The organism is Nonomuraea sp. NPDC051298 (assembly GCF_055586305.1).
Genome location: NZ_JBVJIM010000005.1, coordinates 68304 through 94051, shown reverse-complemented (window position 1 = coordinate 94051; position 25748 = coordinate 68304). Strand labels below are relative to the sequence as shown.

Annotated in this window: 27 protein-coding genes; 11 read left to right on the top strand and 16 right to left on the bottom strand. The window is 70.6% G+C overall.

Features of this window, described 5'->3' with window-relative positions; genetic code table 11:
- Window positions 1–265: 265 nt before the first annotated feature.
- Window positions 266–1159, bottom strand: coding sequence for a DUF559 domain-containing protein (locus ACZ6S0_RS17430; RefSeq protein ID WP_465918155.1), 894 nt, complete (start codon window positions 1157–1159; stop codon window positions 266–268).
- Between the two features lie 53 nt (window positions 1160–1212).
- On the opposite strand from ACZ6S0_RS17430, the gene ACZ6S0_RS17425 reads away from it, so the two are divergent.
- Window positions 1213–1353 carry a hypothetical protein gene (locus ACZ6S0_RS17425; protein WP_465918152.1) on the top strand — a complete coding sequence of 47 codons (141 nt, stop codon included), beginning with the start codon at window positions 1213–1215 and terminating at the stop codon, window positions 1351–1353.
- A gap of 1045 nt (window positions 1354–2398) precedes the next feature.
- Here the strand turns inward: ACZ6S0_RS17425 and ACZ6S0_RS17420 are convergent.
- From ACZ6S0_RS17420 to ACZ6S0_RS17410, 3 genes are read right to left on the bottom strand one after another with little or no spacing between them, the layout of a single operon-like run.
- Window positions 2399–2809, bottom strand: coding sequence for a DUF2000 family protein (locus tag ACZ6S0_RS17420; RefSeq protein WP_465918148.1), 411 nt, complete (start codon window positions 2807–2809; stop codon window positions 2399–2401).
- A 51-nt stretch (window positions 2810–2860) separates the two neighbouring features.
- Complete coding sequence (locus ACZ6S0_RS17415; RefSeq protein WP_465918144.1) at window positions 2861–3697, bottom strand: SRPBCC domain-containing protein; 837 nt, start codon at window positions 3695–3697, stop codon at window positions 2861–2863.
- Window positions 3690–4268: a helix-turn-helix domain-containing protein gene (locus ACZ6S0_RS17410; protein ID WP_465918142.1), complete on the bottom strand. Its 579-nt coding sequence runs from the start codon at window positions 4266–4268 to the stop codon at window positions 3690–3692. The genes ACZ6S0_RS17415 and ACZ6S0_RS17410 overlap by 8 nt, the downstream gene beginning before the upstream one ends.
- 60 nt (window positions 4269–4328) lie before the next feature.
- Between ACZ6S0_RS17410 and ACZ6S0_RS17405 the strand changes: the two genes are divergently transcribed.
- Window positions 4329–5156: an AraC family transcriptional regulator gene (locus ACZ6S0_RS17405; RefSeq protein ID WP_465918139.1), complete on the top strand. Its 828-nt coding sequence runs from the start codon at window positions 4329–4331 to the stop codon at window positions 5154–5156.
- Between the two features lie 21 nt (window positions 5157–5177).
- Here the strand turns inward: ACZ6S0_RS17405 and ACZ6S0_RS17400 are convergent, their stop codons facing one another.
- A complete protein-coding gene (locus ACZ6S0_RS17400) occupies window positions 5178–6200 on the bottom strand; it encodes a GDP-mannose 4,6-dehydratase (RefSeq protein WP_465918135.1) in 1023 nt (340 codons plus the stop codon).
- Between the two features lie 251 nt (window positions 6201–6451).
- Between ACZ6S0_RS17400 and ACZ6S0_RS17395 the strand changes: the two genes are divergently transcribed.
- The 4 genes from ACZ6S0_RS17395 (at window position 6452) to ACZ6S0_RS17380 (ending at window position 10642) form a co-directional block, all read left to right on the top strand.
- Window positions 6452–7711, top strand: coding sequence for a glycosyltransferase family 4 protein (locus ACZ6S0_RS17395; protein WP_465918130.1), 1260 nt, complete (start codon window positions 6452–6454; stop codon window positions 7709–7711).
- Entirely contained in the window at window positions 7705–8415 is a 711-nt protein-coding gene (locus ACZ6S0_RS17390; RefSeq protein WP_465918127.1) for a class I SAM-dependent methyltransferase, read from the top strand. Before ACZ6S0_RS17395 ends, ACZ6S0_RS17390 begins: the two co-directional genes overlap by 7 nt.
- Window positions 8412–9503 carry a prenyltransferase gene (locus ACZ6S0_RS17385; protein ID WP_465918123.1) on the top strand — a complete coding sequence of 364 codons (1092 nt, stop codon included), beginning with the start codon at window positions 8412–8414 and terminating at the stop codon, window positions 9501–9503. Before ACZ6S0_RS17390 ends, ACZ6S0_RS17385 begins: the two co-directional genes overlap by 4 nt.
- A 158-nt stretch (window positions 9504–9661) precedes the next feature.
- Window positions 9662–10642 carry a DUF1702 family protein gene (locus tag ACZ6S0_RS17380; protein WP_465918119.1) on the top strand — a complete coding sequence of 327 codons (981 nt, stop codon included), beginning with the start codon at window positions 9662–9664 and terminating at the stop codon, window positions 10640–10642.
- 78 nt (window positions 10643–10720) lie between these two features.
- Here ACZ6S0_RS17380 and ACZ6S0_RS17375 read toward each other — a convergent pair whose 3' ends face one another.
- Window positions 10721–11350 (bottom strand): class I SAM-dependent methyltransferase, encoded by a 630-nt coding sequence (locus tag ACZ6S0_RS17375; protein WP_465919282.1) that lies wholly within the window; start codon window positions 11348–11350, stop codon window positions 10721–10723.
- An 86-nt stretch (window positions 11351–11436) separates the two neighbouring features.
- On the opposite strand from ACZ6S0_RS17375, the gene ACZ6S0_RS17370 reads away from it, so the two are divergent.
- The 3 genes from ACZ6S0_RS17370 to ACZ6S0_RS17360 are packed head-to-tail and all read left to right on the top strand — an operon-like array spanning window position 11437 to window position 13191.
- Window positions 11437–11889 (top strand): pyridoxamine 5'-phosphate oxidase family protein, encoded by a 453-nt coding sequence (locus ACZ6S0_RS17370; RefSeq protein ID WP_465918115.1) that lies wholly within the window; start codon window positions 11437–11439, stop codon window positions 11887–11889.
- The gene (locus ACZ6S0_RS17365) at window positions 11886–12077 is read left to right on the top strand and encodes a ferredoxin (RefSeq protein ID WP_344882053.1); all 192 of its coding nucleotides are present in this window, start codon (window positions 11886–11888) and stop codon (window positions 12075–12077) included. Before ACZ6S0_RS17370 ends, ACZ6S0_RS17365 begins: the two co-directional genes overlap by 4 nt.
- Before the next feature lie 25 nt (window positions 12078–12102).
- Entirely contained in the window at window positions 12103–13191 is a 1089-nt protein-coding gene (locus ACZ6S0_RS17360) for a Zn-dependent alcohol dehydrogenase (protein WP_465918110.1), read from the top strand.
- A 52-nt stretch (window positions 13192–13243) separates the two neighbouring features.
- Here the strand turns inward: ACZ6S0_RS17360 and ACZ6S0_RS17355 are convergent, their stop codons facing one another.
- The 8 genes from ACZ6S0_RS17355 to ACZ6S0_RS17320 all read right to left on the bottom strand — a co-directional run bounded on the left by ACZ6S0_RS17355 (window position 13244) and on the right by ACZ6S0_RS17320 (window position 22324).
- Window positions 13244–14248, bottom strand: coding sequence for a sugar phosphate isomerase/epimerase family protein (locus ACZ6S0_RS17355; protein ID WP_465918107.1), 1005 nt, complete (start codon window positions 14246–14248; stop codon window positions 13244–13246).
- On the bottom strand, window positions 14245–15399 hold the full coding sequence (locus tag ACZ6S0_RS17350; protein WP_465918104.1) for a Gfo/Idh/MocA family protein: 1155 nt from the start codon (window positions 15397–15399) through the stop codon (window positions 14245–14247). Before ACZ6S0_RS17350 ends, ACZ6S0_RS17355 begins: the two co-directional genes overlap by 4 nt.
- A gap of 11 nt (window positions 15400–15410) precedes the next feature.
- On the bottom strand, window positions 15411–16457 hold the full coding sequence (locus ACZ6S0_RS17345) for an ABC transporter substrate-binding protein (protein ID WP_465918101.1): 1047 nt from the start codon (window positions 16455–16457) through the stop codon (window positions 15411–15413).
- A complete protein-coding gene (locus tag ACZ6S0_RS17340) occupies window positions 16454–17461 on the bottom strand; it encodes an ABC transporter permease (protein ID WP_465918098.1) in 1008 nt (335 codons plus the stop codon). Before ACZ6S0_RS17340 ends, ACZ6S0_RS17345 begins: the two co-directional genes overlap by 4 nt.
- Window positions 17461–18945: a sugar ABC transporter ATP-binding protein gene (locus ACZ6S0_RS17335; RefSeq protein ID WP_465918095.1), complete on the bottom strand. Its 1485-nt coding sequence runs from the start codon at window positions 18943–18945 to the stop codon at window positions 17461–17463. The genes ACZ6S0_RS17340 and ACZ6S0_RS17335 overlap by 1 nt, the downstream gene beginning before the upstream one ends.
- A gap of 25 nt (window positions 18946–18970) precedes the next feature.
- Entirely contained in the window at window positions 18971–20128 is a 1158-nt protein-coding gene (locus ACZ6S0_RS17330) for an ROK family transcriptional regulator (protein ID WP_465918092.1), read from the bottom strand.
- 161 nt (window positions 20129–20289) lie between these two features.
- On the bottom strand, window positions 20290–21162 hold the full coding sequence (locus ACZ6S0_RS17325) for an SDR family NAD(P)-dependent oxidoreductase (protein ID WP_465918090.1): 873 nt from the start codon (window positions 21160–21162) through the stop codon (window positions 20290–20292).
- 100 nt (window positions 21163–21262) lie between these two features.
- The gene (locus tag ACZ6S0_RS17320) at window positions 21263–22324 is read right to left on the bottom strand and encodes an MBL fold metallo-hydrolase (protein ID WP_465918088.1); all 1062 of its coding nucleotides are present in this window, start codon (window positions 22322–22324) and stop codon (window positions 21263–21265) included.
- A 46-nt stretch (window positions 22325–22370) separates the two neighbouring features.
- Between ACZ6S0_RS17320 and ACZ6S0_RS17315 the strand changes: the two genes are divergently transcribed.
- A complete protein-coding gene (locus tag ACZ6S0_RS17315; RefSeq protein WP_465918085.1) occupies window positions 22371–23258 on the top strand; it encodes a glutathione S-transferase family protein in 888 nt (295 codons plus the stop codon).
- Here ACZ6S0_RS17315 and ACZ6S0_RS17310 read toward each other — a convergent pair.
- Window positions 23164–24447, bottom strand: coding sequence for an MFS transporter (locus tag ACZ6S0_RS17310; RefSeq protein WP_465918083.1), 1284 nt, complete (start codon window positions 24445–24447; stop codon window positions 23164–23166). The genes ACZ6S0_RS17315 and ACZ6S0_RS17310 overlap by 95 nt on opposite strands.
- Window positions 24444–25010, bottom strand: coding sequence for a helix-turn-helix domain-containing protein (locus ACZ6S0_RS17305; RefSeq protein WP_465918081.1), 567 nt, complete (start codon window positions 25008–25010; stop codon window positions 24444–24446). Before ACZ6S0_RS17305 ends, ACZ6S0_RS17310 begins: the two co-directional genes overlap by 4 nt.
- 72 nt (window positions 25011–25082) lie before the next feature.
- On the opposite strand from ACZ6S0_RS17305, the gene ACZ6S0_RS17300 reads away from it, so the two are divergent.
- On the top strand, window positions 25083–25727 hold the full coding sequence (locus ACZ6S0_RS17300; protein WP_465918080.1) for a B3/B4 domain-containing protein: 645 nt from the start codon (window positions 25083–25085) through the stop codon (window positions 25725–25727).
- The last annotated feature ends 21 nt before the right edge of the window (window positions 25728–25748 follow it).

Below are 25748 nucleotides of genomic sequence, written 5' to 3'. Positions count from 1 at the left end.
CGCGTCTCCTGAACGGGACGGGCGTACGTCTCCCGAACGGCACGTGCGCGTGCCTGCCGAACGGGACGGGAGCGCATCTCCCGAACGGCACGTGTGCGTGCTTGCCGAACGGGACGGGCGTGAGTCTCCCGAAGGTGTGGACGAGCGCTTCGCAATGGAGTTGATGCTGGGACCGCTGTCGCCCAGATGCCCGACCCCAGCCTCCAGAGGGCTGGAGGCGAGGCCAGATCGCCCATTGTGCTGAGACTTACCTGCGAGAGTCGGCTCACGTCGCTTGCGGAGACTGGGGCTGCGCCACAGGACAGTGGTGAGGCCGGGCGGTGGTGCTGCCCGGGGCAGCACGGTAGGCGGCTGCGGCAGGGGCGGGTCGGGCTCCAGCGCGGGTGAGCGGTAATCGGAAGCGGGACCTGCGGCGGGCCGCGCGTATGCGGGAGAGGATCCGGACCGTACGCTGCGGACCCGGTTGCCAGCCGCGCTCGATCAGGGCGTTTGCCACGTGGTGGAGGAGGTCGGCGATCTGGGCGGGGATGACGTCTCTCCGGACGGCGATCACACGCCAGCCTCGCCGCCGTAGCTCATCTCGGCGGTCCGCGTCGCGCTGCTGGTCGGGCATGGAGGTGTGATGTTCCTGTCCGTCATATTCCACAGCGACCTTGAATTCCTCCCAGCCCATGTCGAGGTACGCGAACCGGTCGGCTCCCAGCTCCACCCTGATCTGGGTGGCGGGTCTGGGGAGGCCGCCGTCCACGAGGATGACCCTGAGCCAGCTCTCCCTGGGTGAGGCGGCCCCGCTGTCGGCGAGGCTGAGGGTGTCGCGCAGGCTCCAGGGGTTGAACGGGCGGCGCCACAGAGCTTCGAGGTCGACGCCCCTGCGGGCGAACTGGTCGAGGGCTGCGACGGCGTCCATGCGCGGGAGCCATCGGGCGCAGTCGAGGGCGGTACGGGCCATGGTGGTGATGCGGATGCCCCGATGGTCGGTGACGTCCTCGTCGGGGAGCGGGATCGGCCACACGTAGGTGACGCAGTCGGGGATCGCGAGGTGGCCGGGGGCGATCACCTCGACGGGCCAATCGGCCTCAGAGGTGGGGAGGACCTGGAGGCCCCAGATGTGAGCCGCCGTCTGACGGCAGGCGACCGCCTGCGGGGCGGCAGCGGTCACGCGGCGGGCCCGCTCGACCAGGGATGGAGGCGAGGCCGAGGGATGGCGACCAGGTGACCGGTGAGGTCCGGGCCTGGATGGGCGTTGTGATGATGGTGGACTCGGTGACGCCGGAGTCGGTGACTCCGGAGTCGGTGACGGTGGGCGTGGTGCCGTGCCAGTCGGTGGCGTACGTGCCGAGACCGGGCCGGTAGGAGGTGTTCGCGGTGAAACTGTGCCTGTCGGCGGCGTTCGCAAGGCTGTGCCGGGCTGCGGCGTTCGCGGTGAGACCGGGCCGGTCGGGGGCAGGGCGGGTCCCGGCCGGGGAACTGCGCCGCTGGACGGTATGTCAGTGGGCGGTGGTGGCGTGGTGCAGGCTAGGGACCGGGCGGGAGCCGGTGGTGGTGGGGCGGTGCGCGTAGAGGGTGGATTCGGCGTCGGTTGTGGAGTGGTGGTGTGGGAAGCGGGTGGGTCGGTGGGCCCTGGCGGGAGGGTGAGGGGTGAAGGTTGGGGCGGGCATTGGGGGTCGGACGCAGCGGCCGGGGTGGTGCTCAGGGAGGGTGGTGTTGGGAGCGAGTGGTTCATGGCCGTAAGGATGCTGGGGTTGGGCAGGACGCGAGTGAGCCGAACGGGGTTCTGTGGACAGCGGTCAGGCGCTGTCCCTGGAGGTGTGGGCAGCCTGAGCAGCGGGTGATGGAGATTTCTTTGGAAGGGGCTCCGCCTGGCGACGAAGTCGGAGATTGCGTCGGCGGTGGCGTCGAAGGTGGCGTCGAAGGCATGCCGGGCCGTAGATGTGCGGGGTGAGGCTGTGCGGCGACGGACCAGTTCCGGCGGTGCCGCGTAGGAGATGGGCGGGTCAGTCCGTGCGGAGGCGGGCAGCACCGCGCAGGGGATGGGGGGCGGTCCGTTCGGGACAGGCGGTCCGTTCGGGACAGGCGGTCCGTTCGGGACAGGCGGTCCGTTCGGGACAGGCGGTCCGTTCGGGAACGGGCAGTGGCGCGCGGGGATGGGCGGTGCCGCGCGGGGATGGGCGGTGCCGCGCGGGGATGGGCGGGCCAGTTCGTGCGGGGACGGGGGCGGCGGTCCGTCCGGAACAGGCGGTGCCGTCCAGGGCGAGCGGTGCCGCGCGACGCACGTACGGGCCGGGCGGTGCCGCACGACACCCGCGCGGGACAGGCGATGCCACGCAACGCACGCACGGAACAGGCGATGCCGCGCAACGCACGTACGGGATGGGCGGGGTGGGGGGTCGCAGGGTGGTCAGGGGTGGAGGGGCAGGCCCTTGAGGACCTTGTCGGCCGCGTTCTTCCCCCCATGTACGGCCACCCCCACCAACCCCATCGCCTCAGCCCCCACCGCCCGCACCGCAGCCCGGTTGTCCTCGTCGTTCCCCGTCTTGAACATCTCCTCGATGTAGACGGCCACGTCCATCCCCCGCCCTACGGCCTTCTCCCGGACGACCCGCAACGCCTCCAGGTCACCCTCGTAGATGACCACGGGCTGCCCGAACATCGGCAGGTACGTGTTCCCCGACCCGTCCTCGTACGGCTCCCCCATGACGGACGGCACCCCGCCCGCCATGGCGCCGGCGAGGAAGGCGGTGACGTTGAGGCGTTGCCAGGCGGCCAGATCCGACCGGACCACGATGCCGATCTTGGTGTCGAAACGCATGGCGGCCAGCCTCCCAGCCCCACCCCCACCAGGTCTTGAACGCTCGTGCGCCTACGCCGCGACGACCGGCTTCCAGTCGGGCACCTCGTGGTAGCGCCGCAGCTCCGCGACGCCCGACAGGAACCCGCCCCACGCCGCGTACGGAGGCTGCGACTCGTCGAAACCGCTCTGGACCAAGGTCAGCCGCGTCTTCCCGCCGGACCCCTCCAGCTCCCAGGTGCCGACGCCCGGACCGCCCCAGCCCACGGCGAACTTGCGGTCGGGCACGAGCTCCAGCACCTTCGCCGGGTCGGGGTTGTTGTCCAGGCCGCCCATCGCGAAGCGCCCGCCCACGAACGGCTCGATCTCGATCGGGTAGCCGAACCACTTCGTCACCGTCTCGGAGTCGGTGATCGACTTGAACACCTCCGACGGCGACGCCTCGATCTCGACCGTGACGCTCAGGTCCGTCGAGGTGTAGTCCTGCATGGGCGTCAGCGCGCGGCCCTCCAGGTGCTCGGCCAGGATGATCAGCACCTGGCACCAGTACGTCTCCAGCACTCCCCTGATGCTCTTGCCCGTGATGACGTCCTGGAAGTCGAAGTGCGTCTGCGACAGGGTTACGAGCGTCACGTCGTCGCCCTCCGGCGCCAGCGCGATCTCGGTGGTCGTCTCCTCGCCGTCGAGCAGCCAGGCGAAGCGCACCGTGCGCTCGTCGGCGTGCAGCAGGCGCTGGTGGGGCGCGTCGCCCTCCGGCGTCGTACGCCCCCAGAAGCCGAAACGGTCGGGCAGCTCCACCTCGACGTGCTCGGCCAGCCAGATCCGCATGCTCTCGGGGTCGGTCAGGGCCCGGCGCACCCGCTCGAGCGGCGCGGGGATGCGGGCATGGATGATCAGGGGCTCAGTCATGGTCTTGCTCTCCTCTGGGCTCTTGCTCGGTCTTGGGGTAGCAGGCGACGGCCAGCTTGAAGGCGTCGCCCTGGTCCCCTCCGTAACGGGTGAACAGGTCCTGCAGCATGGTCTGCAGCTCGTTCAGGAACTCCTGGCGGTTCTCCGGACGCACGTGGATCTCCCCGGACAGTCCGATCGACGGCAGCTCGGGCGCCGTCCTGTCGAGCGCCGCGATGTCGGCCTGGACCTCCTCCATGAGGTCGAGGAGGTAGCCGAGGCTCAGCTCGTCGCGCGCCCGGCGCAGCCCGATGCGGCCCACCAGGCGCGGCGACAGCCAGTACGCCCGCGCGCCGGCCTGGTAGATGCCCTCGCTGATGCCGCGCACCTTGCGCTCGGCCACGAGGTCCACCAGCCCGGCCTCCACCAGCCGCTTGACGTGGTAGTAGACCCGCTGCGGAGTCTGGCCGAGCCGTTCGGCCACCTCCGAGCACGTACGTGGTTCGGCCAGTTGCCGCAGCACTTCCACGCGCTGCGGCTTGAGCAGCGCCTCGGCCTGCTCGATCTCTTCGAGGTACAGGACGTCTCTCATCGCAAAAACAATCCTTTACGTAAAAATCCTCTTTGTCAATAAGGCGGCCACAATGAAGGGATGGCACATGACTGGACCAGCTACTGGCGGTCGCCCGACCGACCGCTGGAGGCCATGTACGCCCACTTCGAGCGGCACGTCTACCACCGGCACAGCCACGACACGTACTCCTTCGGCGTCACGGAGAGCGGCGCGCAGTCGTTCACCTGCCGGGGCTCGGGGCACACCAGCGCGGCGGGCATGGTGATGGCCTTCAACCCGGACGACCCCCACGACGGCCACCCCACCGACCCGCGCGGCTTCACCTACCGGATCGTCCACATCGGCCCCGAGCTGGTCGCCGACGCGCTGACAGACGCGTCGGGCCGGCCTGCCGGGCTGCCGCTCTTCACGGACCCGGTGGTGGCCGACCCGGCACTCGCGGGCGCCCTGCGGGCGCTGCACACCGCAGTCCTCGACGGCCGCACCACCGCCCTGCGCCGCGACGAGCTGCTCACCGCCACTGTCGCGAGCATCGTACGGCGGGCGGCCACGTCCCCGATCATGAGGGCGGACGAGGGTTCAGGGCCCGGGACGGTGGCCGGACGGGTCAGACAGCTCCTCCACGACCACCTCACGGACGACGTGACCGTCGACGACCTCGCCCGCGAGACCGGGACCAGCCGGTACGCCGTCTACCGCGCCTTCCACGCCGCGTACGGCCTGCCGCCCAGCGACTACCAGCGCCAGCTCCGCCTCAGAGCGGCCCGCGCGCTCATCGCCTCCGGCAGCCCCATCGCGGAGGCGGCCGTCCGGGCGGGCTTCGCCGACCAGAGCCATCTGACCCGCTGGTTCACCCGCTACTTCGGCCTGACGCCCGGCGCCTACCGCCGCGCGACCCGGCCCTGAACGTCACAGCAAAGAGGGAGGTCAGGGCCAGGAGCCGTCGTCGTGGGGGTCGCCGCCGTCGGTGAGCAGCCGCAGGTCCGACTCGACCATCATGGCCACCAGCTCGTCGAACGACACCCGTGGCTCCCACCCGAGCTGCGCCCGCGCCTTCTTCGGGTCGGCGCACAGCAGGTCCACCTCGGCCGGCCGGTGCAGGTTCGTGTCGGTCACCACGTACCGCTCCCAGTCGAGGCCCGCCGCGCTGAAGGCGGCCGCCACCAGCTCCCTGACCGACTTCATCCGCCCGGTGCCGATCACGTAGTCCTCGGGGGCGGCGGCCCGCAGCATCAGGTGCATGGCCTTGACGTAGTCGCCCGCGAACCCCCAGTCGCGCCGCGCCTCCAGGTTCCCCAGCCGCAGCTCCGTGGCCAGCCCCAGCTTGATCCGGGCCACCCCGAGCGAGACCTTCCTGGTGACGAACTCGGCCCCGCGGCGCGGCGACTCGTGGTTGAACAGGATCCCGGACACCGCGAACATCCCGTACGACTCACGGTAGTTCTGCGTCAGGAAGTGCCCGTACGCCTTGGCCACCCCGTACGGCGAGCGGGGGTGGAAGGCGGTGCGCTCGGTCTGGGGCGTCTCGCTGACCTGTCCGAACATCTCGGACGACGAAGCCTGATAAAAGCGGATCTGTCCGGCCGAGTCCCCGCCCCGCGACACACCCGAGCACACCCGGATGGCCTCGAGCATCCGCAGGACGCCCATCCCGGTCACCTCGGCCGTCAGCTCGGCCTGCTCCCACGACATGGGCACGAACGAGATCGCCCCCAGGTTGTACACCTCGTCCGGCTGGACCCGCTCCACGGCCGAGATCAGCGACCCCTGGTCCAGCAGGTCACCGCGGACCACCCGGACGTCCGTCAGCAGTTTGCGCATGCGGGACACGCGCGGGTTCGCCTGCCCGCGGGCCAGCCCCCACACCTCGTACCCCTGCTCGAGGAGGTGCTCCGCCAAGTAGGAACCGTCCTGGCCGGTGATGCCGGTGATCAGAGCGCGCCTGGCCAAGGGGTCCTCCAACTTTCGCCTACCCCATCCCTTTGGGACGGGAATGTACAGCTAAGCAGTGCGGTGAGGCACCAAGCCGCATAGAACACGTTCCACCGAACCACGCTCGGTCACGGCAACGTCGCAGTTCGCACGACCTATAGCGGTCATTGTGAACAATTCCAGCCGACCTACCGAATGGTAGCCTTCTCGGACTAAGGTCATCTTTCACGGTACACGCCCGGCTCAGGGCCCTACCGGCGGAGAAAGGGGTGTCCGTGCGGGATCGTGCGCTGCGGATCGCGCTTCTGTCCTACCGCAGCAAGCCCACCTGTGGTGGCCAGGGTGTCTATCTCCGCCATCTGAGCCGCGAGCTGGTCGCGCTCGGGCACCACGTCGAGGTGTTCTCCGGCCAGCCCTATCCCGAGCTGGACGAGGGCGTCATCCTGCGGGAGGTGCCCAGCCTCGACCTCTACCGCGACGAGGACCCGTTCAGAACGCCCAAGCTGCACGAATACCGCGACTGGATCGACTGGTTAGAGGTCGGCACCATGTGGACCGCCGGCTTCCCCGAGCCGCTGACGTTCACGCTGCGGGCCCACCGCGAGCTGAAGAAGCGGGTCGGCGACTTCGACGTCGTGCAGGACAACCAGACCCTCGGCTACGGCCTGCTCGGCATCCAGAAGCTCTTCCCCGTGGTCGGCACCATCCACCACCCGATCAGCGTGGACCGGCGCATCGAGCTGGAGGCCGCCGAGGGCGGGAAGAGGCTGAGCCTGCGCCGCTGGTACGGCTTCGTGAAGATGCAGTCCAGGGTCGCGCCCCGGCTGAGCCCGATCCTCACCGTCAGCGAGTCGTCGCTGGCCGACATCCACCGTGACTTCAACGTCCCCCAGGCCAACCTGCGGCTGATCCCGCTCGGCGTGGACACCCGATACTTCCACCCGCGTCAGGACAAGCCGCGGCGCAAGGGCTCGATCGTGGCCGTGGCCAGCGCCGACTCGCCGATGAAGGGCGTGGCGACGCTGCTGCGCGCGGTGGCGAAGCTGGCCACCGAGCGCGACGTGCACCTCACCGTCGTCAGCAGGCCCACGCCCGGCGGCCCGACCGAGCAGCTCGTCCAGGAGCTGTCCCTGCAGGACCGGGTGCGCTTCGTGCACGGCATCTCCGACGACGAACTGGGCGAGCTGATCGCCACCTCGGAGATCTCGGTCGTGCCCTCGCTCTACGAGGGGTTCTCGCTGCCGGCCGTCGAGCACATGGCCTGCGGCACGCCGCTGGTCGCCAGTCGTACCGGGGCGCTGCCCGAGGTCGTCGGCGACGCGGCCGTACAGGTGCCGCCGGGCGACCCGGAGGAGCTGGCCGCGGCGCTGCGCCGCCTGCACGACTCGCCCGAGGAGCGCGAGCGGGTGGGCCGGGCCGGATATGACCGCGTCATGGAGCGCTACACCTGGCACGTCGTGGCCAAGCGGACCGTCGACGCCTACCACGAGGCCATCGAGAACCACAAGAGGAGAGGCAACCAGTGCTGACGGTGGACTTCGCCCGCCTTCCCGTGGGACCCGGCGTACGCGTGCTCGACCTGGGCTGCGGCGGCGGGCGGCACGCCTTCGAGGTGCTGCGCCGCGGGGCGGACGTGACCGCGTTCGACATGGACCAGTCGGAGCTGGACGGCGTGGCGGGCATGTTCGCGGCGATGGACAAGGCGGGCGAGGTGCCGGCCGGGGCGAGCGCCCAGACCGTCCAGGGCACGGCGCTGGACATGCCGTTCGAGGACGGAAGCTTCGACCGCGTCATCGCGGCCGAGGTGCTGGAGCACATCCCCGACGACATGACCGCCATGCGGGAGATCTTCCGCGTGCTCAGGCCGGGCGGCACGGCCGCCGTCACCGTGCCGAGCTTCCTGCCCGAGCGGATCTGCTGGGCGCTGGACGAGGACTACCACACCGCTCCCGGCGGCCACGTACGCATCTACACGCTGGCCGAGCTGTCGGCCAAGCTGAAGTCCACCGGCTTCGAGATCGGCCCGCACCACCACGCCCACGGCCTGCACGCCCCCTACTGGTGGATCAAGTGCGCGGTCGGCGTCAACAACGACGAGCACCCGATCGCGAAGGCGTACCACGAGCTGCTGGTCTGGGACATCATGAAGCGCCCGGCCGCCACCAGGATCGCCGAGACGCTGCTCAACCCGCTCATCGGAAAGAGTGTGGTCCTCTACGTCAGGAAGCCATGATCTCCCGCGCGGAGGTCGTGCGGACGGCCGAGAGCATCGCGGCGATCCAGCAGGACGACGGCGGCGTGCCCTGGCCGGAAGGACACGTCGACGCGTGGAACCACGTCGAGTGCCTGATGGCGATGTCCGTGGCGGGGCTCGCCGAGCCGGTACGCCGCGGCTACGCCTGGCTGGCCCGCCACCAGCGCCCCGACGGCTCCTGGCCGATGAAGCTGGCCGGCGGCGTGCCCACCGAGCCGGGCGGCGAGAGCAACCACGCCGCCTACGTCGCCGTCGGGCTCTGGCACCACCACCTCGTCACCGGCGACCGCGGCTTCACCGAGGAGAGCTGGCCGATGGTCAAGGCGGCGCTCGACTACGTGGCGGGGCTGCAGACCGAGCGGGGCGAGGTCGTCTGGGAGCGCGACGCGCACGGCAGGCCCTCCACCTACGCGCTGCTCACGGGGTGCTCCTCCATCCACCACGGGTTACGCTGCGGCGTGCTGCTCGCCGAGCGGCTGAAGGACCCGCAGCCGCACTGGGAGCTGGCCGCCGACCGGCTGGCGCACGTGCTGGCGGCCCACCCCGAGGCGTTCGCGGACAAGAGCCGCTTCTCGATGGACTGGTACTACCCGGTGCTGGGCGGCGCGGTGCGCGGGCGGCGGGCGTACGAGTTGCTGGAGCGCGAGTGGGCCACGTTCGTGGTGCCGGGGCTGGGCATCCGGTGCGTCTCCGACGAGCCTTGGGTCACGGGGGCCGAGACGTGCGAGCTGGTGCTGGCGCTCGACGCGCTGGGTGACGGGGAGCGGGCGCGGACGCTCTTCGCCGACGTGCAGCATCTGCGGCACGCGGACGGCTCGTACTGGACCGGGTGGCAGTTCGCCAACCGCAGGCACTTCCCGCACGAGCGTTCCGGTTACACCGCGGCCGCCGTGGTCCTGGCGGCCGACGCGCTGCTCGGGCTCTCGCCGGGGTCCGGGCTGTTCCGCGACATCGACGGCGGCATCGCAGGCGGCATCGAGGGCGGCGTCGAGGGCGGCTCGGTGTCCGATCCCGAGGTGTGCGGGTGCGCCGCCGTACGCGTGCCGCCGGTCGAAGAAGGAGCCTGAGGGCGGCGCCGAGCTCGGGCACAAGGGCTTTTGCCGGTTCTTTGCCGGGGAAATCCGGTGCGCCGCCGATGCACGCCGCAATGGGGTTACTAGCTTCGTGTCTGGCCGTACGAGGCGTCTTCGGGGGAAGCGTGGGCGACACGGGCACAACATCGTTCTTGGACCAGGTCAGGACTGAGCCGACAACCGAGCCGGAGCTGTCGCGGGCCGGAGGGCTGCGGAGGTTCCTGGCCAAGGATCCGCTGGAGTCGGACCTGAGCCGGCGCAGGTTCCGGCGCAGAGGCGGCGCCGCCAGCACGGTCTTCACGAACGCCGAACGAGCGTACGTCTTCGGCTACAACGCGGTGATGTCGCGAGAAGTCGAGAAGGTCGAGGAGATCCGGGAAGAGCAGCGGCCCTTCGGCTACGAGGGAGCCGCCGCCGCCTGCACCGTGCTCGACCTGCTCACCCTGACTCGGGGCCGGCGCCTTCACGAGCTACTTGCCGGCCCCGCCCAGCATCATCGCCACGCCGCCTACCTGGGCGCCGGCCGCGGCTACGCGCTGCTGCGGCTGCGCCCGGTGTGGGGCGCGCGGCGGGCCCATCCGCTGCTGCGCTGGCTGGCCGTGGACGGGTTCGGCTTCCAGTGGAGCCTGACCAGGGCCGACCGCATGGTGGGCCAGCGGACGATGCCCGACCTGTTCACCCGGGCGCACTGCGCGGTGTTCGACCAGGGGCTGGGGCGGCTGCTGTGGTACCACGACGGCGCCGCGCCCGACGACGTGGCCGCGCGCATCGCCGGCTATCCGGCGGTGCGGCGGGCGGACCTGTGGAGCGGGGTCGGGTTCGCGGCCACGTACACGGGCGGGGCCGAGCCCGAGGAGCTGTGGTGGCTGACCGAGCACGCGACGGCCGACGGGTTCCGGGCGTACCTGGCGCAGGGGTGCGCGTTCGCGGCGGCCGCGCGGCTGCGGTCGGGCGCGCTGCCCGACCACGGGACGCGGGCCGTGGCGATCCTGGCGGGGACCGAGCCCGACGAGGCGGCCTCCTGGACGGACCAGGCGCTCATCGCGCTCGGCCACGAGGCGCACACGCACGACGACTTCCAGACCTGGCAGTCGCACATCCGCCGCTCCTGGACCCGCCGCCACCGGTACTGAGCCCCAGACCGGCCCACAGACCGGCCCACAGACTGGGCCACAGACTGGGCGACACAACGCGGGCGCGTCGGCCGGGCGTCAGATTCCCGGTCCGACGCGCTCCAGCACGCGCAGCGAGCCCGTCACGGCGACCTCGCCGAACGCGCCCGACGCCAGCGCCCGCCGGTAGACCCGGTACGGCGCCTGCCCGCCGTCGGCCGGATCGGGGTAGATGTCGTGGAAGACCAGCGCCCCGCCCGTCACGACGTGCGGCGCCCAGCCCTCGTAGTCACTGGTCACCGGCTCCTCGGAGTGGCCGCCGTCGATGAACAGCAGGCCGAGCGGCGTGTTCCAGAGGGCCGCGACCTGCTCGGACCGTCCGACGACCGCGATCACCTCCTCCTCCAGCCCGGCCGCCGCGATCGTGGACCTGAACGTCGGCAGCGAGTCCATCCTCCCGAACCGGGGGTCCACCAGCGTCGGGTCGTGGTGGGCCCAGCCCGGCTGGATCTCCTCGGAGCCGCGGTGGTGGTCGACCGTGACGACCACGGACCCGCTCTGCCTGGCTCCCGCGCCGAGGTAGATGGCCGACTTGCCGCAGTAGGTGCCGATCTCGCAGATGGGGCCGAGCTTGCCGTACCGGCAGGCCGTGTCGAACAGGGCCAGCCCCTCTTGCGGCGGCATGAAGCCCTTGGCGCGTTCTGCCGCGTACAGCAGCTCTGACGGCATTGTCATAGGGATGCACCCTAGCCGAACCGAACAACATTCCAGCGGACTCTTGCAGGCCCGTTCTGTAACCTGTTCTACTTGGCAGCGTGAATCAGCGCGCGCGCATCGCCATGCCGGACGACGAAGTCACCGCGTTCCTCGAAGGCTCACGCAAGCTGCAACTGGCCACCGTCAACCAGGACGGCACGCCGCACCTGGTGACCATGTTCTACGGCCTCGACGAGGGGCGTGTGGCCTTTTGGACGTACGGCAAGGCGCAGAAGGCCCGCAACCTGGCCCGCGACCCCCGGGTGAGCTGTCTGGTCGAGACCGGCGAGAACTACGACGAGCTGCGCGGCGTCCTGCTCTACGGCACCGCCCGGCGGGTGGACGACCGCGACCGCGTCATGGCCGTCGGCCTGCTGATCGCCCGCAGGATGACTCCGGGCGTGCCGGACGAGCTGCTGCGCCCGTACGTGGAGAAAACCGGCCTCAAGCGGATCGCGTACGTCGTCGAGCGCACGAAAGTGGTCTCATGGGACCACAGGAGGCTCACATGAAGGTGAAGGTAGACGAGCTGGTCTGCGAAGCCAACGCCGTGTGCATGGGGCTCGCGCCGGAGGTGTTCGAGGTGGACGACGACGACCAGCTCCACATCCTGCTGCCAGAACCACCCCCCGACCTGCGGGACCGCGTCCGCCACGCGGTCAGGTCCTGCCCGAAAGCCGCTCTGTCCCTCGAGGAATAGCCCCCAGGCACGAGGAGGAACCCCCATGCGCGCCGCGATCCTGCACGCCGTAGGCAACGACAAGCTCGACATCCGCGACGACGTCACGCTGGCCCCGGTCGGGCCGGGCGACGTACGCGTGCGGATCAAGGCCACGGGTGTCTGCCACTCGGACCTGTCGGCCATCTCCGGTGTGCTGCCCCAGCCCGTGCCGCTCGTCCCCGGCCACGAGGGCGCGGGCGAGGTGGTCGAGGTGGGCGAGCACGTCAGCTCGGTCAAGCCGGGCGACCACGTGGTCATCAGTTGGCGCCCGGCCTGCCAGGAGTGCGAGCTGTGCGTGGGCGGCCAGCCGTACCTGTGCATGAAGTACGTCATCGAGTCCTTCAGCAAGGGCAACTTCCGGCTGGGCGGCGACGACGCGACGGTGTTCGGGATGGCCGGGTGCGGCACCTGGGCGGAGGAGATCATCGTGCCCTGGCAGGGCGCGATCAAGATCGACGACGACCTGCCGTGGGAGGCGGCGGCCCTGATCGGCTGCGGCATCACGACCGGCGTCGGCGCCGCCGTCAACACCGCGAAGGTACGCCCCGGCGCCACCGTCGCGGTGATCGGCTGCGGCGGCGTCGGCCTGTCCGTCATCCAGGGCGCCCGCGTCTCCGGCGCCAGGACGATCCTCGCCGTCGACCCCCTGGAGTCCAAGCACGAACTGGCCAGGAAGGTCGGGGCCACGCACGCGGTCACGCCCGAGCAAATCCCCGAGGCGCTGAACGAGCTGACCGGCGGCAGCGGCTTCGACTACGGCTTCGAGGTGGTCGGCAAGTCGGCCACCATCCAGAGCGCCTGGCAGATCACCAGGGCCGGCGGCGACGTCATCGTGGTCGGGGCGGGCGCGATGGACGACATGGTGTCGATCTCCGCCTTCAGCTTGCTGTTCGAGGGCAAGAACCTGCTGTCCAGCCTGTACGGCGAGGCCGACGTGCGGCGCGACTTCCCGTACTTCGCCAAGCTGCACAAGACGGGCCTGCTGGACCTGGAGTCGATGATCAGCGCCCGCATCCGCCTGGGCGACCTGAACGACGCGGTCGAGGCCCTGCGGGGCGGCGAGGTCCTGCGCCAGATCGTCGTCATGGACTGACCGGCGGACGGGTCCTCCCCGCGGAGGGGAGGACCCGATCCGTACGAGGCCCCTACGTGGTCGAGAAGGCCGCGTCGAAGGCCGTGGCCGGCGGGGTGATGGAGTTGAGGCGGCGGATGTACCCCAGCGCCTCCTTGGCCCCGTCGAGCCGGTCCATGCCCGCGTCCTCCCACTCGATCGAGATCGGCCCCTCGTAGCCGATCGCGTTCAGGGCGCGGAAGCAGTCCTCCCACGGCACGTCGCCGCGCCCGGTCGAGACGAAGTCCCAGCCCCTGCGCAGGTCGGCCCACGGCAGGTGCGACGACAGGCGGCCCTTGCGGCCGTCGCCGACGCGCATCCGCGTGTCCTTGCAGTCGACGTGGTAGATGCGGTCCTTGAAGTCGAGGATGAACCCCACCGGGTCGAGGTCCTGCCACACCATGTGGGAGGGGTCCCAGTTCAGGCCGAACGCGGGCCGGTGGCCGATGGCCTCCAGCGTGCGCACGGTGGTGTGGTAGTCGTAGGCGATCTCACTCGGGTGCACCTCGTGCGCGAACCGCACGCCCACCTCGTCGAAGACGTCGAGGATCGGGTTCCAGCGGTCGGCGAAGTCCTGGTAGCCGGCCTCCACCATCGAGGCGGGCACCGGCGGGAACATGGCCACCGTGTGCCAGATCGACGACCCCGTGAAGCCCACCACGGTGTCCACGCCCAGCAGCGCGGCGGCGCGGGCGGTGTTCTTCAGGTCTTCGGCCGCCGCCCGGCGCACCGACTCGGGGTCGCCGTCGCCCCAGATGCGGGCAGGCAGGATCGTCTTGTGCCGCTCGTCGATGGGGTGGTCGCAGACCGCCTGGCCGACGAGGTGGTTGGAGATCGTCCACACCTTCAGGCCGTACTTGTCGAGCTGGGCGCGCTTCTGCTCCACGTACGACGGGTCGGCCACGGCCTGGGCCACGTCGAAGTGGTCACCGGAGCAGGCGATCTCCAGCCCGTCGTAGCCCCATTCGGCCGCCAGCCGGCACACCTCGTCGAAGGGCAGGTCGGCCCACTGCCCGGTGAACAGCGTGACTGGTCTCATCGATCCTCCACATCCGTGTAACGGCTGCCCTCAGCCGCGCTGCGCTCGACCGCCTCCAGCACCCGCTGCACCCGCAGCCCGTCGGCGAACGACGGTGTGGGGTCGGCCCCGGTGGCGACCGCTTCCAGGAAGTCCTTGATCTCGTGGGTGAAGGTGTGCTCGTAGCCGAGGCCGTGGCCGGGCGGCCACCAGGCGCCGACGTACGGGTGGTCGGGCTCGGTGACCAGGATGCGCTCGAAGCCGCCGCCGTTCGCGCTGAACCACAGCTCGTTCATGGCCTCGAAGTCGAAGGCCAGGCTGCCGAGCGAGCCGTTGATCTCGATGCGCATCGCGTTCTTGCGCCCGTTGGCGAAGCGCGTGGCCTCGAACGAGGCCAGCCCGCCACCCGACAGCCGCCCGATGAACAGGGCCGCGTCGTCCACGGTGACCGAGCCCCTGGCGGCGGAGCCGGTCGCGCCCAGGCCCGCGGACTCCGCCGCCAGCGGGCGCTCCTTGATGAACGTCTCCGTCAGCGCCGACACGCCCACCACGCGCTGCCCGGTGATGAACTGGGCGGCGTCGACGATGTGCGAGCCGATGTCGCCAAGCGCGCCCGCCCCGGCCTTGTCCTTCTGCAGCCGCCAGACCAGCGGGAACTCGGGGTCGACGATCCAGTCCTGGAGGTAGGCGGCGCGTACGTGCCTGACCTCCCCGATCCGTCCCTCCTCGACGTACCGGCGGGCGAGCGCGACCGCGGGCACCCGCCGGTAGTTGAAGGCCACCATGCTCCTGCCCGGCGCCGCGGCCGCCGCCGCCACCATGGCCTCGGCCTCGGCGACGCTGTTGGCCAGCGGCTTCTCACAGAGCACGTGCTTGCCGGCCGCCAGCGCCGCGATGGCGATCTCGGCGTGGGAGTCGCCCGGCGTGCAGATGTCGACGATCTGCACGTCGTCGCGCTTGACCAGCTCTCTCCAGTCCGTCTCGATGCCGGCCCAGCCGAGCTGCGCGGCCGCCGCCTCGGTGCGCTCCTTCGACCGGCCCGCGAGCACCGCCATGCGCGGCGTCAGCGGCAGGTCGAAGAAGGCTCCCACGCTTCGCCAGGCCTGGGAGTGGACGCGGCCCATGAAGGCGTAGCCGACCATCCCCACGCCGATGGTGGTCTTGTCTGACATGCAACCCCCGATCAGGATTCGAAGCCGAGCGCCAGATACTTCTCGACGTTCTCCTTGGTAATGGTCTCGGACGCGAGCGTGATGGACTGGGGGACCTGGTTCTCCACCAGATCACTCATGCCCTTTCCCTGTGCTATCAGACGTGCGAGTTTGATCGCCGAGGAGGCCATCGTCGGGCTGTAGGTGACCGTGGCCTGCAGCACCGACGAGCCCGACTGGATCTCCCGCATCGCGTTCAGCGAGCCGGCCCCGCCGACCATGATGAACTCGTTGCGCCCGGCCTCCTTGATCGCGGCCAGCACGCCGACGCCCTGGTCGTCGTCGTGGTTCCAGAGCGCGTCGATCTTCTTGTGCGCCTGCAGCAGCGACGTGGCCACCTGGTTGCCGGTCTCGACGGTGAACTTGGCGTCCTGCTTGGCCGTGACGCTGAACCCGTACTTCTTCAGCGCGTCGGCGAAGCCTTTGCTGCGGTCCTGGGTCAGCGGCAGCGTGGCGATGCCCTGGATCTCGACGATCACGGGGTTCGTCACGCCCTTGCCCTTGAGCTGCTCGCCGATGAAGTGGCCGGCGGCCACGCCCATGCCGTAGTTGTCGCCGCCGATCCACGACCGGTAGGCGAGCTTGTCGGGGAAGATGCGGTCGAGGTTGATGACCGGGATGCCGGCCTCGGTGGCCTGCAGGGCGACCTGGTTGAGCTGCTGGCCGTCGTTGGGCAGGATCACCAGGGCGTTCACCTTGGCCGCGATCAGCGACTCGACCGCGGAGATCTGCTGGTTGATGTCGTTCGTGGGCTCGACGGGCTTGAACTCGATGTCGGTGTACTGCTTCGCGGTGGCCTCGGCGTTCTTGGCGATGGCCGCGATCCAGCCGTGGTCGGCGGCCGGCGCGGAGAAGCCGATCACCACCTTGGTGCCCGGCTGGTCGTTGCCGCTGGCGGCCGGGGCGGGCGCGGGGGCGGCGCTCGAGGGCGCGGCGGCGGGCTCGTTGCTGGTGCAGCCCGCCGCTAACAGTACGGCTCCGCCGACGAGGAATCCCCTGCGCGCGACGTTGTCACTCATGGTGATCTCTCCTTCAGGTTCCGCCGCTGGAGAAGGACGGCGACGACGATGATCAGGCCCTTGGCGATCAGTTGGTCACTGGTGTTGAGCCCGTTGAGGATGAAGAGGTTCGTGATCAAGGTGAGGATCAGCAGGCCCAGGATCGAGCCCATGATCGTGCCCCGCCCCCCGGTGAGGAGCGTGCCGCCGATGATCACGGCGGCGATGGCGTCCAGCTCGTACAGGTCGCCGTGGGTGGACGAGCCCGTCGTCGTACGCGCCATGATGAGGATGGCGGCGATGCCGCAGCACAGCCCCGACAGCGCGTAGAGCAGCATCGTGTGCCTGCGCACGTTGATCCCGGCCAGCCGGGCCGCCTCGAGGTTGCCGCCCACGGCGTACGTGCGCCGCCCGAAGGTCGTGCGGTTGAGCAGCACCCACCCCAGCACCACCACCAGGGCGAAGATGTAGACCAGCACCGGGATGCCGAGCACGCGGGTGGTCGACAGGTCCACCAGCGCCGTGTTGTCGCTCTGGACGAGCTGCGTCTTGCGGTCGGACATGCGCTGCGCCAGACCCCGGGCGGCCACCAGCATCGCGAGCGTGGCGATGAACGGCACCAGCCGCCCGTACGCGATCAGTAACCCGTTGACCAGCCCCGCCCCCGTGCCGACGAGGATCGCGCAGATCGCCATCACCACGGGCCCGTACGACTGTGTGGCCAGGGTCGTCGCCCAGACCGAGGCCAGCGCCATGACCGCGCCCACCGACAGGTCGATGCCGCCGCCGATGATGACGAACGTGGCCCCGACCGTGATCACGCCGATCGTGGCGGCCAGCGACAGGATGCTGGCCAGGTTGGAGGCGGTCGCGAAGTTCTCCGGCCGGGTGACCAGCCCGACGACGACCAGCAGGGCCAGCGCGCCGAACAGGCCGAGATGTCGAAGCTCACCGAACCCGCGGATGGACGGCAGCGTCGGCGTCGCCGTCTTCCCCACGGGCCGGTCGGTCGTGGGCTCGCTCATCACGCCGCCCTCCCATTCATGATCATGTCCAGTACGCGGTGCTCGTCGAGCCCGGCGGCCTCGCCCTCGTGGATGACCGTCCCCTCGCGCAGCACCAGCACCCGATCGGCCAGGCCGAGCACCTCGGGCACCTCGCTGGAGACCAGCAGCACGCCGATGCCCTGCTCGGCCAGGTCGTGGATCACCGCGTACAGCTCGGCCCTGGCGCCCACGTCCACACCCCGGGTCGGCTCGTCGAGCAGGAGCAGCTTGCGCCCGCCGATGAGCCAGCGGGCGAGCACGGCCTTCTGCTGGTTGCCGCCCGACAGGGTCCTGATCGGGCGTTCGGGGTCGGGCGGCCGGATGTCGAGCATCTCCGACAGGCGCTTGGCCTCGGCCCGCTCCCGTTTGCGGTCGATCCAGCCGAACCTGGCGAACTCCGGCAGGCTCCCCAGCGTGATGTTGGCGGTGACGCTCTGGTCGAGGAGCAGGGCCTGGGCCTTACGTTCCTCGGGGGCCAGGCCCATGCCGCGTTTGACCGTGCTGACGACGCCGCGGCGCACCGGGCGGCCGTCGAGCAGGACCCGGCCGGAGGCGGGACGGGCGCCGTACACGGCTTCGAGGATCTCCGAGCGGCCCGAGCCGACGAGCCCGGCCAGCCCGACGATCTCACCCGCCCGTACGGAGAACGACACGTCCGCGAACACGCCGGTAGAGCTGAGTCCCTCGACGCGGAGCACCTCCTCCCCCAGGGTGCGTCTGCCCCTGGGCGGGAAGACGTACTCGACGTTGCGGCCGGTCATGAGGGAGACGATCTGCGTGGTCGGCGTGTCGCGGGCGGGCAGTCCGACGGCCACCGTGCGGCCGTCCTTCAGCACCGTGACCCGGTCGCCGATCTCGCGGATCTCCTCCAGCCGGTGGGAGATGTAGACCACGGCCACGCCCTGGGCGGTCAGCTCGCGGATGATGCGGAACAGGTTGGCCACCTCGTCGTGGGCGAGTGCGGCCGACGGCTCGTCCATGATGATGAGGCGGGCGTCGTGGGAGAGCGCGCGGGCCATCGAGACGACCTGCTTGGCGGCCGGCGGCAGCCGCCCGACCTCCATCGACGGGCGGATCTCGGCGTGGCCGAGCCGTTCGAGCACCTCGCGGGCCGCGCGCCGGCCCGCGGCCCGGTTCACGAAGCCCAGGCGGGCGTGCTCGTGGCCGAGGAAGATGTTCTCGGCCACGGAGAGCCCGTCGACCAGGTCGAGTTCCTGGTAGATGGTGGCGAAGCCGAGCTTGATGGCGTCGATGGGGCTGCCGGGGCGCACTTCCGCGCCGTTGAAGAGGATCGTGCCCTCGTCCGGCTGGTGGACTCCGGCCAGCACCTTGATCAAGGTGGACTTGCCGGCGCCGTTCTGGCCGAGCAGGCAGTGCACTTCGCCCGCCCGTACGTCCAGGTCGACTCCGTCCAGCGCGCGCACACCGGGGAACTGCTTGACGATGCCCTTCATGACCAGCATCGGGAGGTCCCTTTCAGGCGTTCTATCAGGCGTTGACGATGCGGTTGATGTTGTCCGGTGACAGGTAGTGCTCGATGGCGAGGATTCCGGCGCCGAGCGCGGCGGCGTTGATGCCCGTACGGCTCGGCGTGATCGACAGATGGTTCGTGGCCAGCGGGAGCGATCTGCGGTAGACCGTCTCCCTGATCCCGGCCAGCAGATGCTCGTGCACCCGCGACAGCGCGCCGCCGATGACGATGACCTCGGGGTTGAAGAAGTTGACCAGGCTGGCCAGCACCTCGCCGATGAGCCGGCCGGCCTCTCTGACCAGCCGCAGCGCCTGGGTGTTGCCCGACTGGACGAGCGCCACCACGTCGCCGCCCGACTCGGCGGGCAGGCCCAGCTCGGTCAGCCGCCGCGCGATGGCGGCGCCGCCGGCCACGGCCTCCAGGCAGGCGCTGTTGCCGCACCGGCAGCCGGCGTCGTCGTGGCCGCTGACCCGGATGTGCCCGATGTCGCCGGCCGAGCCCTGGGCGCCCCTGTGCAGCTTGCCCTCGGCCATGATCCCGCAGCCGATGCCGGTGCCGACCTTGACGAACAGCAGGTGGCTCGTGCCCGCGAAGGCGTTGCGGTGCTCGCCCAGCGCCATCACGTTGACGTCGTTGTCCACCAGGACCTCGACGCCCTCGAAGTATTCGGGGACGGGGTAGTCGTTCCAACCCGGCATGATCGGCGGGTTGTTCGGCCGCCCCGTGGCGAACTCCACCGGCCCCGGCACCCCGATGCCGAGCGCGCGCAGCGCCTTGCGGGGGCGTCCGGCCTGGTCGAGCAGGCGGTCGAGGCGCTGGTCGACGTGGGCGAGCACGTGGTCGGGCCCCTCGCCGATGTGCAGCGCGTCTTCGCACTCGGCCAGCACGTTGCCCGAGATGTCCATCAGGGACACCCGGCAGTGCGTGGCGCCCAGGTCGACGCCCGCGAAGGCGTGCTCCTCGGTGTGCAGGCGGAGCTGGCGGGGAGGGCGGCCGCCGGTGGACTCGCCGCTCTCGGTCTCTTCCACCAGGCCGCGCTCGATCAGCGCGTCCACCCGCTGGGAGATGGTGGATCTGGCCAGGCCGGTGAGCCTCGCCAGATCGGAACGGGTCGTCGCGGAGCCTGCGCTGATCAGCGTCAGCACGTCGCCGGCGGAGCCCGGCTGGGGGGTCATGCCGCGACAATATGATCACCGATGCGGCAAATCAAGAGTGGGGATCGACCGAACTCCCCTGACTTCCGCCGAAGATCGAACAAACCATGCTTGTTGATATGGATCGAACGGCTACGTCCGCCGACGCGCGACGCCCGGCGGCGGACGGTTGACGTACGGGCTCAGAGCATCGCCTTCATCGAGTCGCCCGCCGTCAGCACGTAAGGCTGCTCGGCCATCACCGACTCCCAGTGGGCCGCGATCGCCTCCGGCGTGAGGTCGTCGGTCTTCCAGCCCGGCCCCTCCGCCACGAACACCCGGGCCACCCGGCCGCCGCCGACGCTGAAGACCTCGCCGCTGACCTCGCACGACTCGTGCACGAGGTAGGCCACCAGCGCGCTGACCCGCTCGGGCGCGAACTTGGCCTCGAACTCGGCCGGCAGCAGCGCCTCCGTCATCCTGGTCCAGGCGATGGGCGCGATCGCGTTGGCCTTGATGCCGTTGCGCGCGCCCTCGATCCCGATCGTCTTGGTCAGGCCCACCAGGCCCATCTTGGCGGTGGAGTAGTTCGCCTGGCCGAAGTTGCCGAACAGGCCGGCCGGGCTGGAGGTGTTGACCACGCGCCCGTAGCCGGCGGCCTTCATCAGCGGGTAGGCGGCCTGGCTCACCAGGTACGAGCCGCGTACGTGCACGGCCAGCACCCCGTCGAACTCCTCCACCGTCATCTTGCCGAACGACCTGTCGCGCAGGATGCCCGCGTTGTTGACGACGATGTCGACCTTGCCGTACGCGTCGACGGCCGCCTGCACGATGGCCCTGGCGCCCTCGGGCGTCGCCACGTTGTCAGTGCTGGCCACGGCCTGGCCGCCGTTCTTCGCGATGAGGGCGGCCACCTCGGCGGCGGGCCCGGCCGAGGCGCCGGTGCCGTCGAGCGCGCCCCCGAGGTCGTTGACGACGACCTTGGCGCCGCGCTCGGCCAGGAGGAGCGCGTGCGACCTCCCGAGGCCGTGCCCGGCCCCCGTGACGATCGCGACCCTGTCATCGAACCGGAGCATCGAACCTCCCGCACAGGAGAACAACATTCTGTTACGAGTACGATAACCCGCCCGGGTTCCTCTGGAGGGAGACGCCGACCGCCCTTTACCCCGGGGACCGTCAGGGGGCGTGCCACAGATCGGGTTCCCCCGCCTGCCTGACCACGCGCCCCTTGGCCGCCAGCCACACCAGATGGGCCAGCGTCTCGTTGTTGGCCGAGCGCCGCATGAACGGCGGGATCGTCTCCCAGGGCCGCGACCACGTCAGCCGGGTGGCCACCTCCCAGCACGCCACGCCGCTCCCTGCCGCGCCCACGACCCGCTCGATCTCGGCCAGGCGCGCGTCATGGTGCGCCATCACGGCGTCCACCCGCCCGGCCAGCTCCAGGAACCGGTACTCGTGCGCCGGCAGCACCTCGTCCACCTCAAGCGCGCGCACGGCCGCCAGCGAGTCGAGGTAGTCGGCCAGCGGGTTCGGCCCCGACTGGGGGTGCACGGCCACGATGGGCGTGATCCTGGCCAGCACGTGGTCGCCGGAGAACAGCACCCTGCGCGAGGGCGAGACGAAGCACAGGTGCCCAGGCGAGTGGCCGGGCGTCCAGACGGCCCGCAGGTCCCAGCCGGGCAGGCCGAGGTCGTCGCCGTCCTCCACCAGCCGGTCAGGACGGGCCATTGAGACCACGTGCCGGATCATCATGGAGGCCCCGGCCAGCTCGTCCAGCGTCAGCTCGGGGACCCCGCAGCGGCGCAGCAGCGCGCGTTCCCGCCGGACGAGGGTGTCGACGACCTCGTCGTCGTAGCGTTCGCGCACCAGGCGGGCGTCGGCGGGGTGCAGCGCGATCCAGGCGCCCGACGCCTCACGAACGCGCCCCGCGAGCCCGTAGTGGTCGGGGTGGATGTGGGTGACCAGCACGCCCTTGACGTCGGTGATCGCGTATCCGGCCACGCCCAGGCCGGCGACGAGCGCGTCGTACGCCTCGTCGGTGTTCCATCCGGCGTCGACGATCGCCACGCCGCCGGGCAGTTCGAGGAGGTAGACCAGCACGTACCGGAGGGGGTTGACCGGGATCGGCACCGGGACGGACCACAGCCCCGGGCGTACCCGCTCGACTTCGGGGATCGTCCCGCCGACCCACGCCTCTCTCTGCGCCGCGTTCGAGGGGGTCACCGCAAATTTCGCCACGGTCCCGAATATAGTTCTGCATCCGAATCATGTTCTACTGGGGGTCATGAAGCTGAGCCGCGAGATCTCGGATGATGGCCGCTTCGTCCGGCAGCCGAACCGCTTCACCGAACGGCTCGGCCCTCCCGAGCCCGGCCGCTACCGGCTCTACGCCTCCTACGCCTGCCCGTGGGCACAGCGGGTGCTGATCGTCCGCAAGCTCCTCGGCCTGGAAGACCTGCTGGACGTCACGATCGTCGACCCCATCCGCGACGAGAAGGGCTGGCGGGTGCCGGGAGGCGACCCGGAATACCTGTCGGAGCTGTACCACGCCACCGAACCCGGCTACGCGGGCCGCTACACCGTCCCCTGCGTCTGGGACACCAGGGACGAGCGGATCGTCACCAACGACTTCCCGCAGATCACCCTCGATCTGGAGACGTCGTGGGGCACCTCGCCCGACCTCTACCCGGAACGCCTGCGGCCCGACGTCGACATCATGAACGACCGCCTCTACCACGGCCTCAACAACGCGGTCTACGAGGCCGGCTTCTCCCGTGACCAGCAGGCGTACGAGGAGGCGGTGGCGCGGGTGTTCACCACCCTCGACTTCCTCGAGGTGCGCCTGGCCGAGTCGGAGTACCTCTTCGACACCCTCACCGACAGTGACGTGCGCCTCTACACGACGCTGGCCAGGTTCGACTCCGTCTACTACGGCCACTTCAAGTGCTCGGTCAGGCGGCTGACGGACTATCCGGCGCTGTGGGCGTACGCGCGCCGGCTGTACGCCATCCCGGCCTTCCACGAGACCACCGACTTCGACCAGATCAAGCGTCACTACTACATCACCCAGTCACACATCAACCCGAGCCGGATCGTGCCGGTAGGACCCGACCTGGACTGGGGTCCGCGGCCACCGGCATCCGCACGAACAGCAGCGCCGACGACACCATGACCACGGCGGCGGCGCCCCAGGCGGCGGCGAGGCCCGCCTGGGCGGCCAGGGTGCCGAGCGTCAGGTTGGCCAGGATCCCGCCCGACTGCAGCGAGAGCGACCCCGTCGAGGTGACGGTGGTCCGCTCGGAGGCGCTGACCGCCTTGTGCGTCAGCTCCAGGCACAGCACCCCCGTCACCGCGGCGCCCACGAAGAGCGCGATGTAGGCGAGCCCGGCGCTGACCATCCCTGGCGGGCCGGTCAGCCCCGCCGTGGCGGCCAGCGCGGCCACGGAGAGCGCGGTCAGGACCGTCCCGGCGATCGCGCCCCCTGCCGAGCCGCCCGCCAGCCGCGCGGCCCGCGGGGCGAGCGCGCTGCCCGCCGCGCTGCCCGCGAACCCGAGCGCCGCGACCACGGCGTAGAACAGGCTGCCGCGCTCGGCGGTGCCGGCCAGCTCGGCCAGCCGTCCGGGGGTGAGCAGTTCGATGGTCATGAGCACCATGCCCGACGCCGCGGCGGCCGCCATGAGCCGGCGCAGCACGGCGCCGCCCACGGCCAGCCGGACGCCGCCGATCACCGTCGCGGGCACCTCGCGCAGCACGCTGGCCAGGGACCGGCGCCCGTGCGCGGGCTCTGGCAGCGCGAAGACCACCACGACCAGCAGCACCATCGCCGCCACCGCGCCCGCCAGGGGCGGCGCCGCCAGCGGGAAGATCAGCGAGGGCGGCGCCAGCAGCGGCAGGACGCCGCCCGCCAGCACGCCCAGGCACAGGGCCACCGACTCCATCGCGCCGCCCCTGGCCAGTCCTGGCTTGAGATCGGCGCCGGGGCCCTCGATGCCGTGCAGGGTGTCGACGTACCAGGAGGTGGCGGGGCCGCTGGACAGCGCCCTGGCCACGCCCTTGAACACGCCGCTCACCAGGAACATCCAGAACGTGGTCGACACGCTCATCAGCGCCAGCGCCGCCACCGTGAACGCGGCCGAGGCGACCAGCATCACGCGACGCCCCACCACGTCGGCCAGCCCGCCCGTGGGCAGCTCGAGGCTCACGGTCACGACCGAGAACACCGTCACCGTCAACCCGACCTGGGCCAGGCTGAGCCCCCGCTCGCTCATCAGCAGGACCATGGAGGCCATCATCAGACCAGGAGGCAGCCAGGTCAGGAAGCTGACGAGCATGTAGCGCCGTAACGCGGAACGCGCGGTCACGGCTCCTCCCTCCGCACCTTGGGGTAGCCCCCCACCCAGATGTGCACCTGCGGCGCGCCGGGCTCGCCCTCGTAGCGCGCCACCAGCTCGTTCAACAGCTCGTCGGCACGCGTCATGAACTCCGCCAGCGCGACCGGCGGCAACTCCACGAAGTGGTCGTTCATCCCCGCGGCCTCCACCCACTCCGGGGACCAGTCGTCCTCGTCGAACTCCTGGACGACCCGCGCGAGCGTCTCGGCCTGGCGCAGCCGCAGCAGCCTGACCGCCTCGCGGCCTTCGGGCGTGCCGTACAGCTCGCGGCTGTTCCACGAGGTGTAGCGGTGGCGGGCCCGCCAGCGGCGCTCGCGGGCGTCGCGCCGGCCGTCGTCCTCCTCGATGAAGCCGTACTTGAACAGCTCGCGCAGGTGGTAGCTGGTCGAGCCGGAGCTCTCGCCGACCTTGCGGCCCAGCTCGCTGGCGGTGGCCGGGCCGTCGCTGCGCAGCAGGCCGAGCAGCCGGATGCGCAACGGGTGGGTGACCGCCTTGAGCACCTGCGGATCAGTGATCTTGTAGCTCTCCTCCACGCCTCGAAGGTAAACCACAAAGACAATTTTGCAAAGGGATTTTTGCGGTTTCTCCGCTCCTAGACTGTGGGGATGCTCGACGACATCTGGGTGGACGACTCCGTCTTCGCACTGCGACCCGACTTCGCGGTGCTCCTCATGACCGCGCGCGGCCTGCGCAACGGGCCCACCGACGACCGGTCCAGGGGCTGGCTGGAGCAGGCGTCGGCGCTGGAGGTGCAGACCGGCAAGATCGACGCGTGGAAGGACGCCTACCGGGCGTTCGGGGCCAAGCCGCAGCGCACCCGGCCCTCGGTCGACGCGCTCACCCGGCGCATGCCGCTGCCCGAGATCAACCGGGCCGTCGACGCGTACAACTCGGTCAGCGTCAAGCACGCGCTGCCCATCGGCGGCGAAGACCTCGACCACTACGTCGGCGCGGCGCGGCTGGTGCGGGCGAGCGGCGAGGAGGAGTCGGAGGAGGCACTCGGGCGGCCCGAGCCGGGCGAGGTGATCTGGCGCGACGACACCGGCGTCACCTGCCGCAGGTGGAACTGGCGTCAGGGGGTGCGCACCCGGCTCACCGAGACGACCGCCAACGCGCTCTTCCTGCTCGAACGCCTGGAGCCCATGTCGCTGGAGGAGCTGAAGGAGGCGGGCGAGGAGCTGGCGGACCTGCTGTCCGAGATGTCCCCTGAGGTGCAGATCACCAGCAGATTGTTGTCCAACGGGAAATAAACCCCTCGTCGCGGCGTTGAT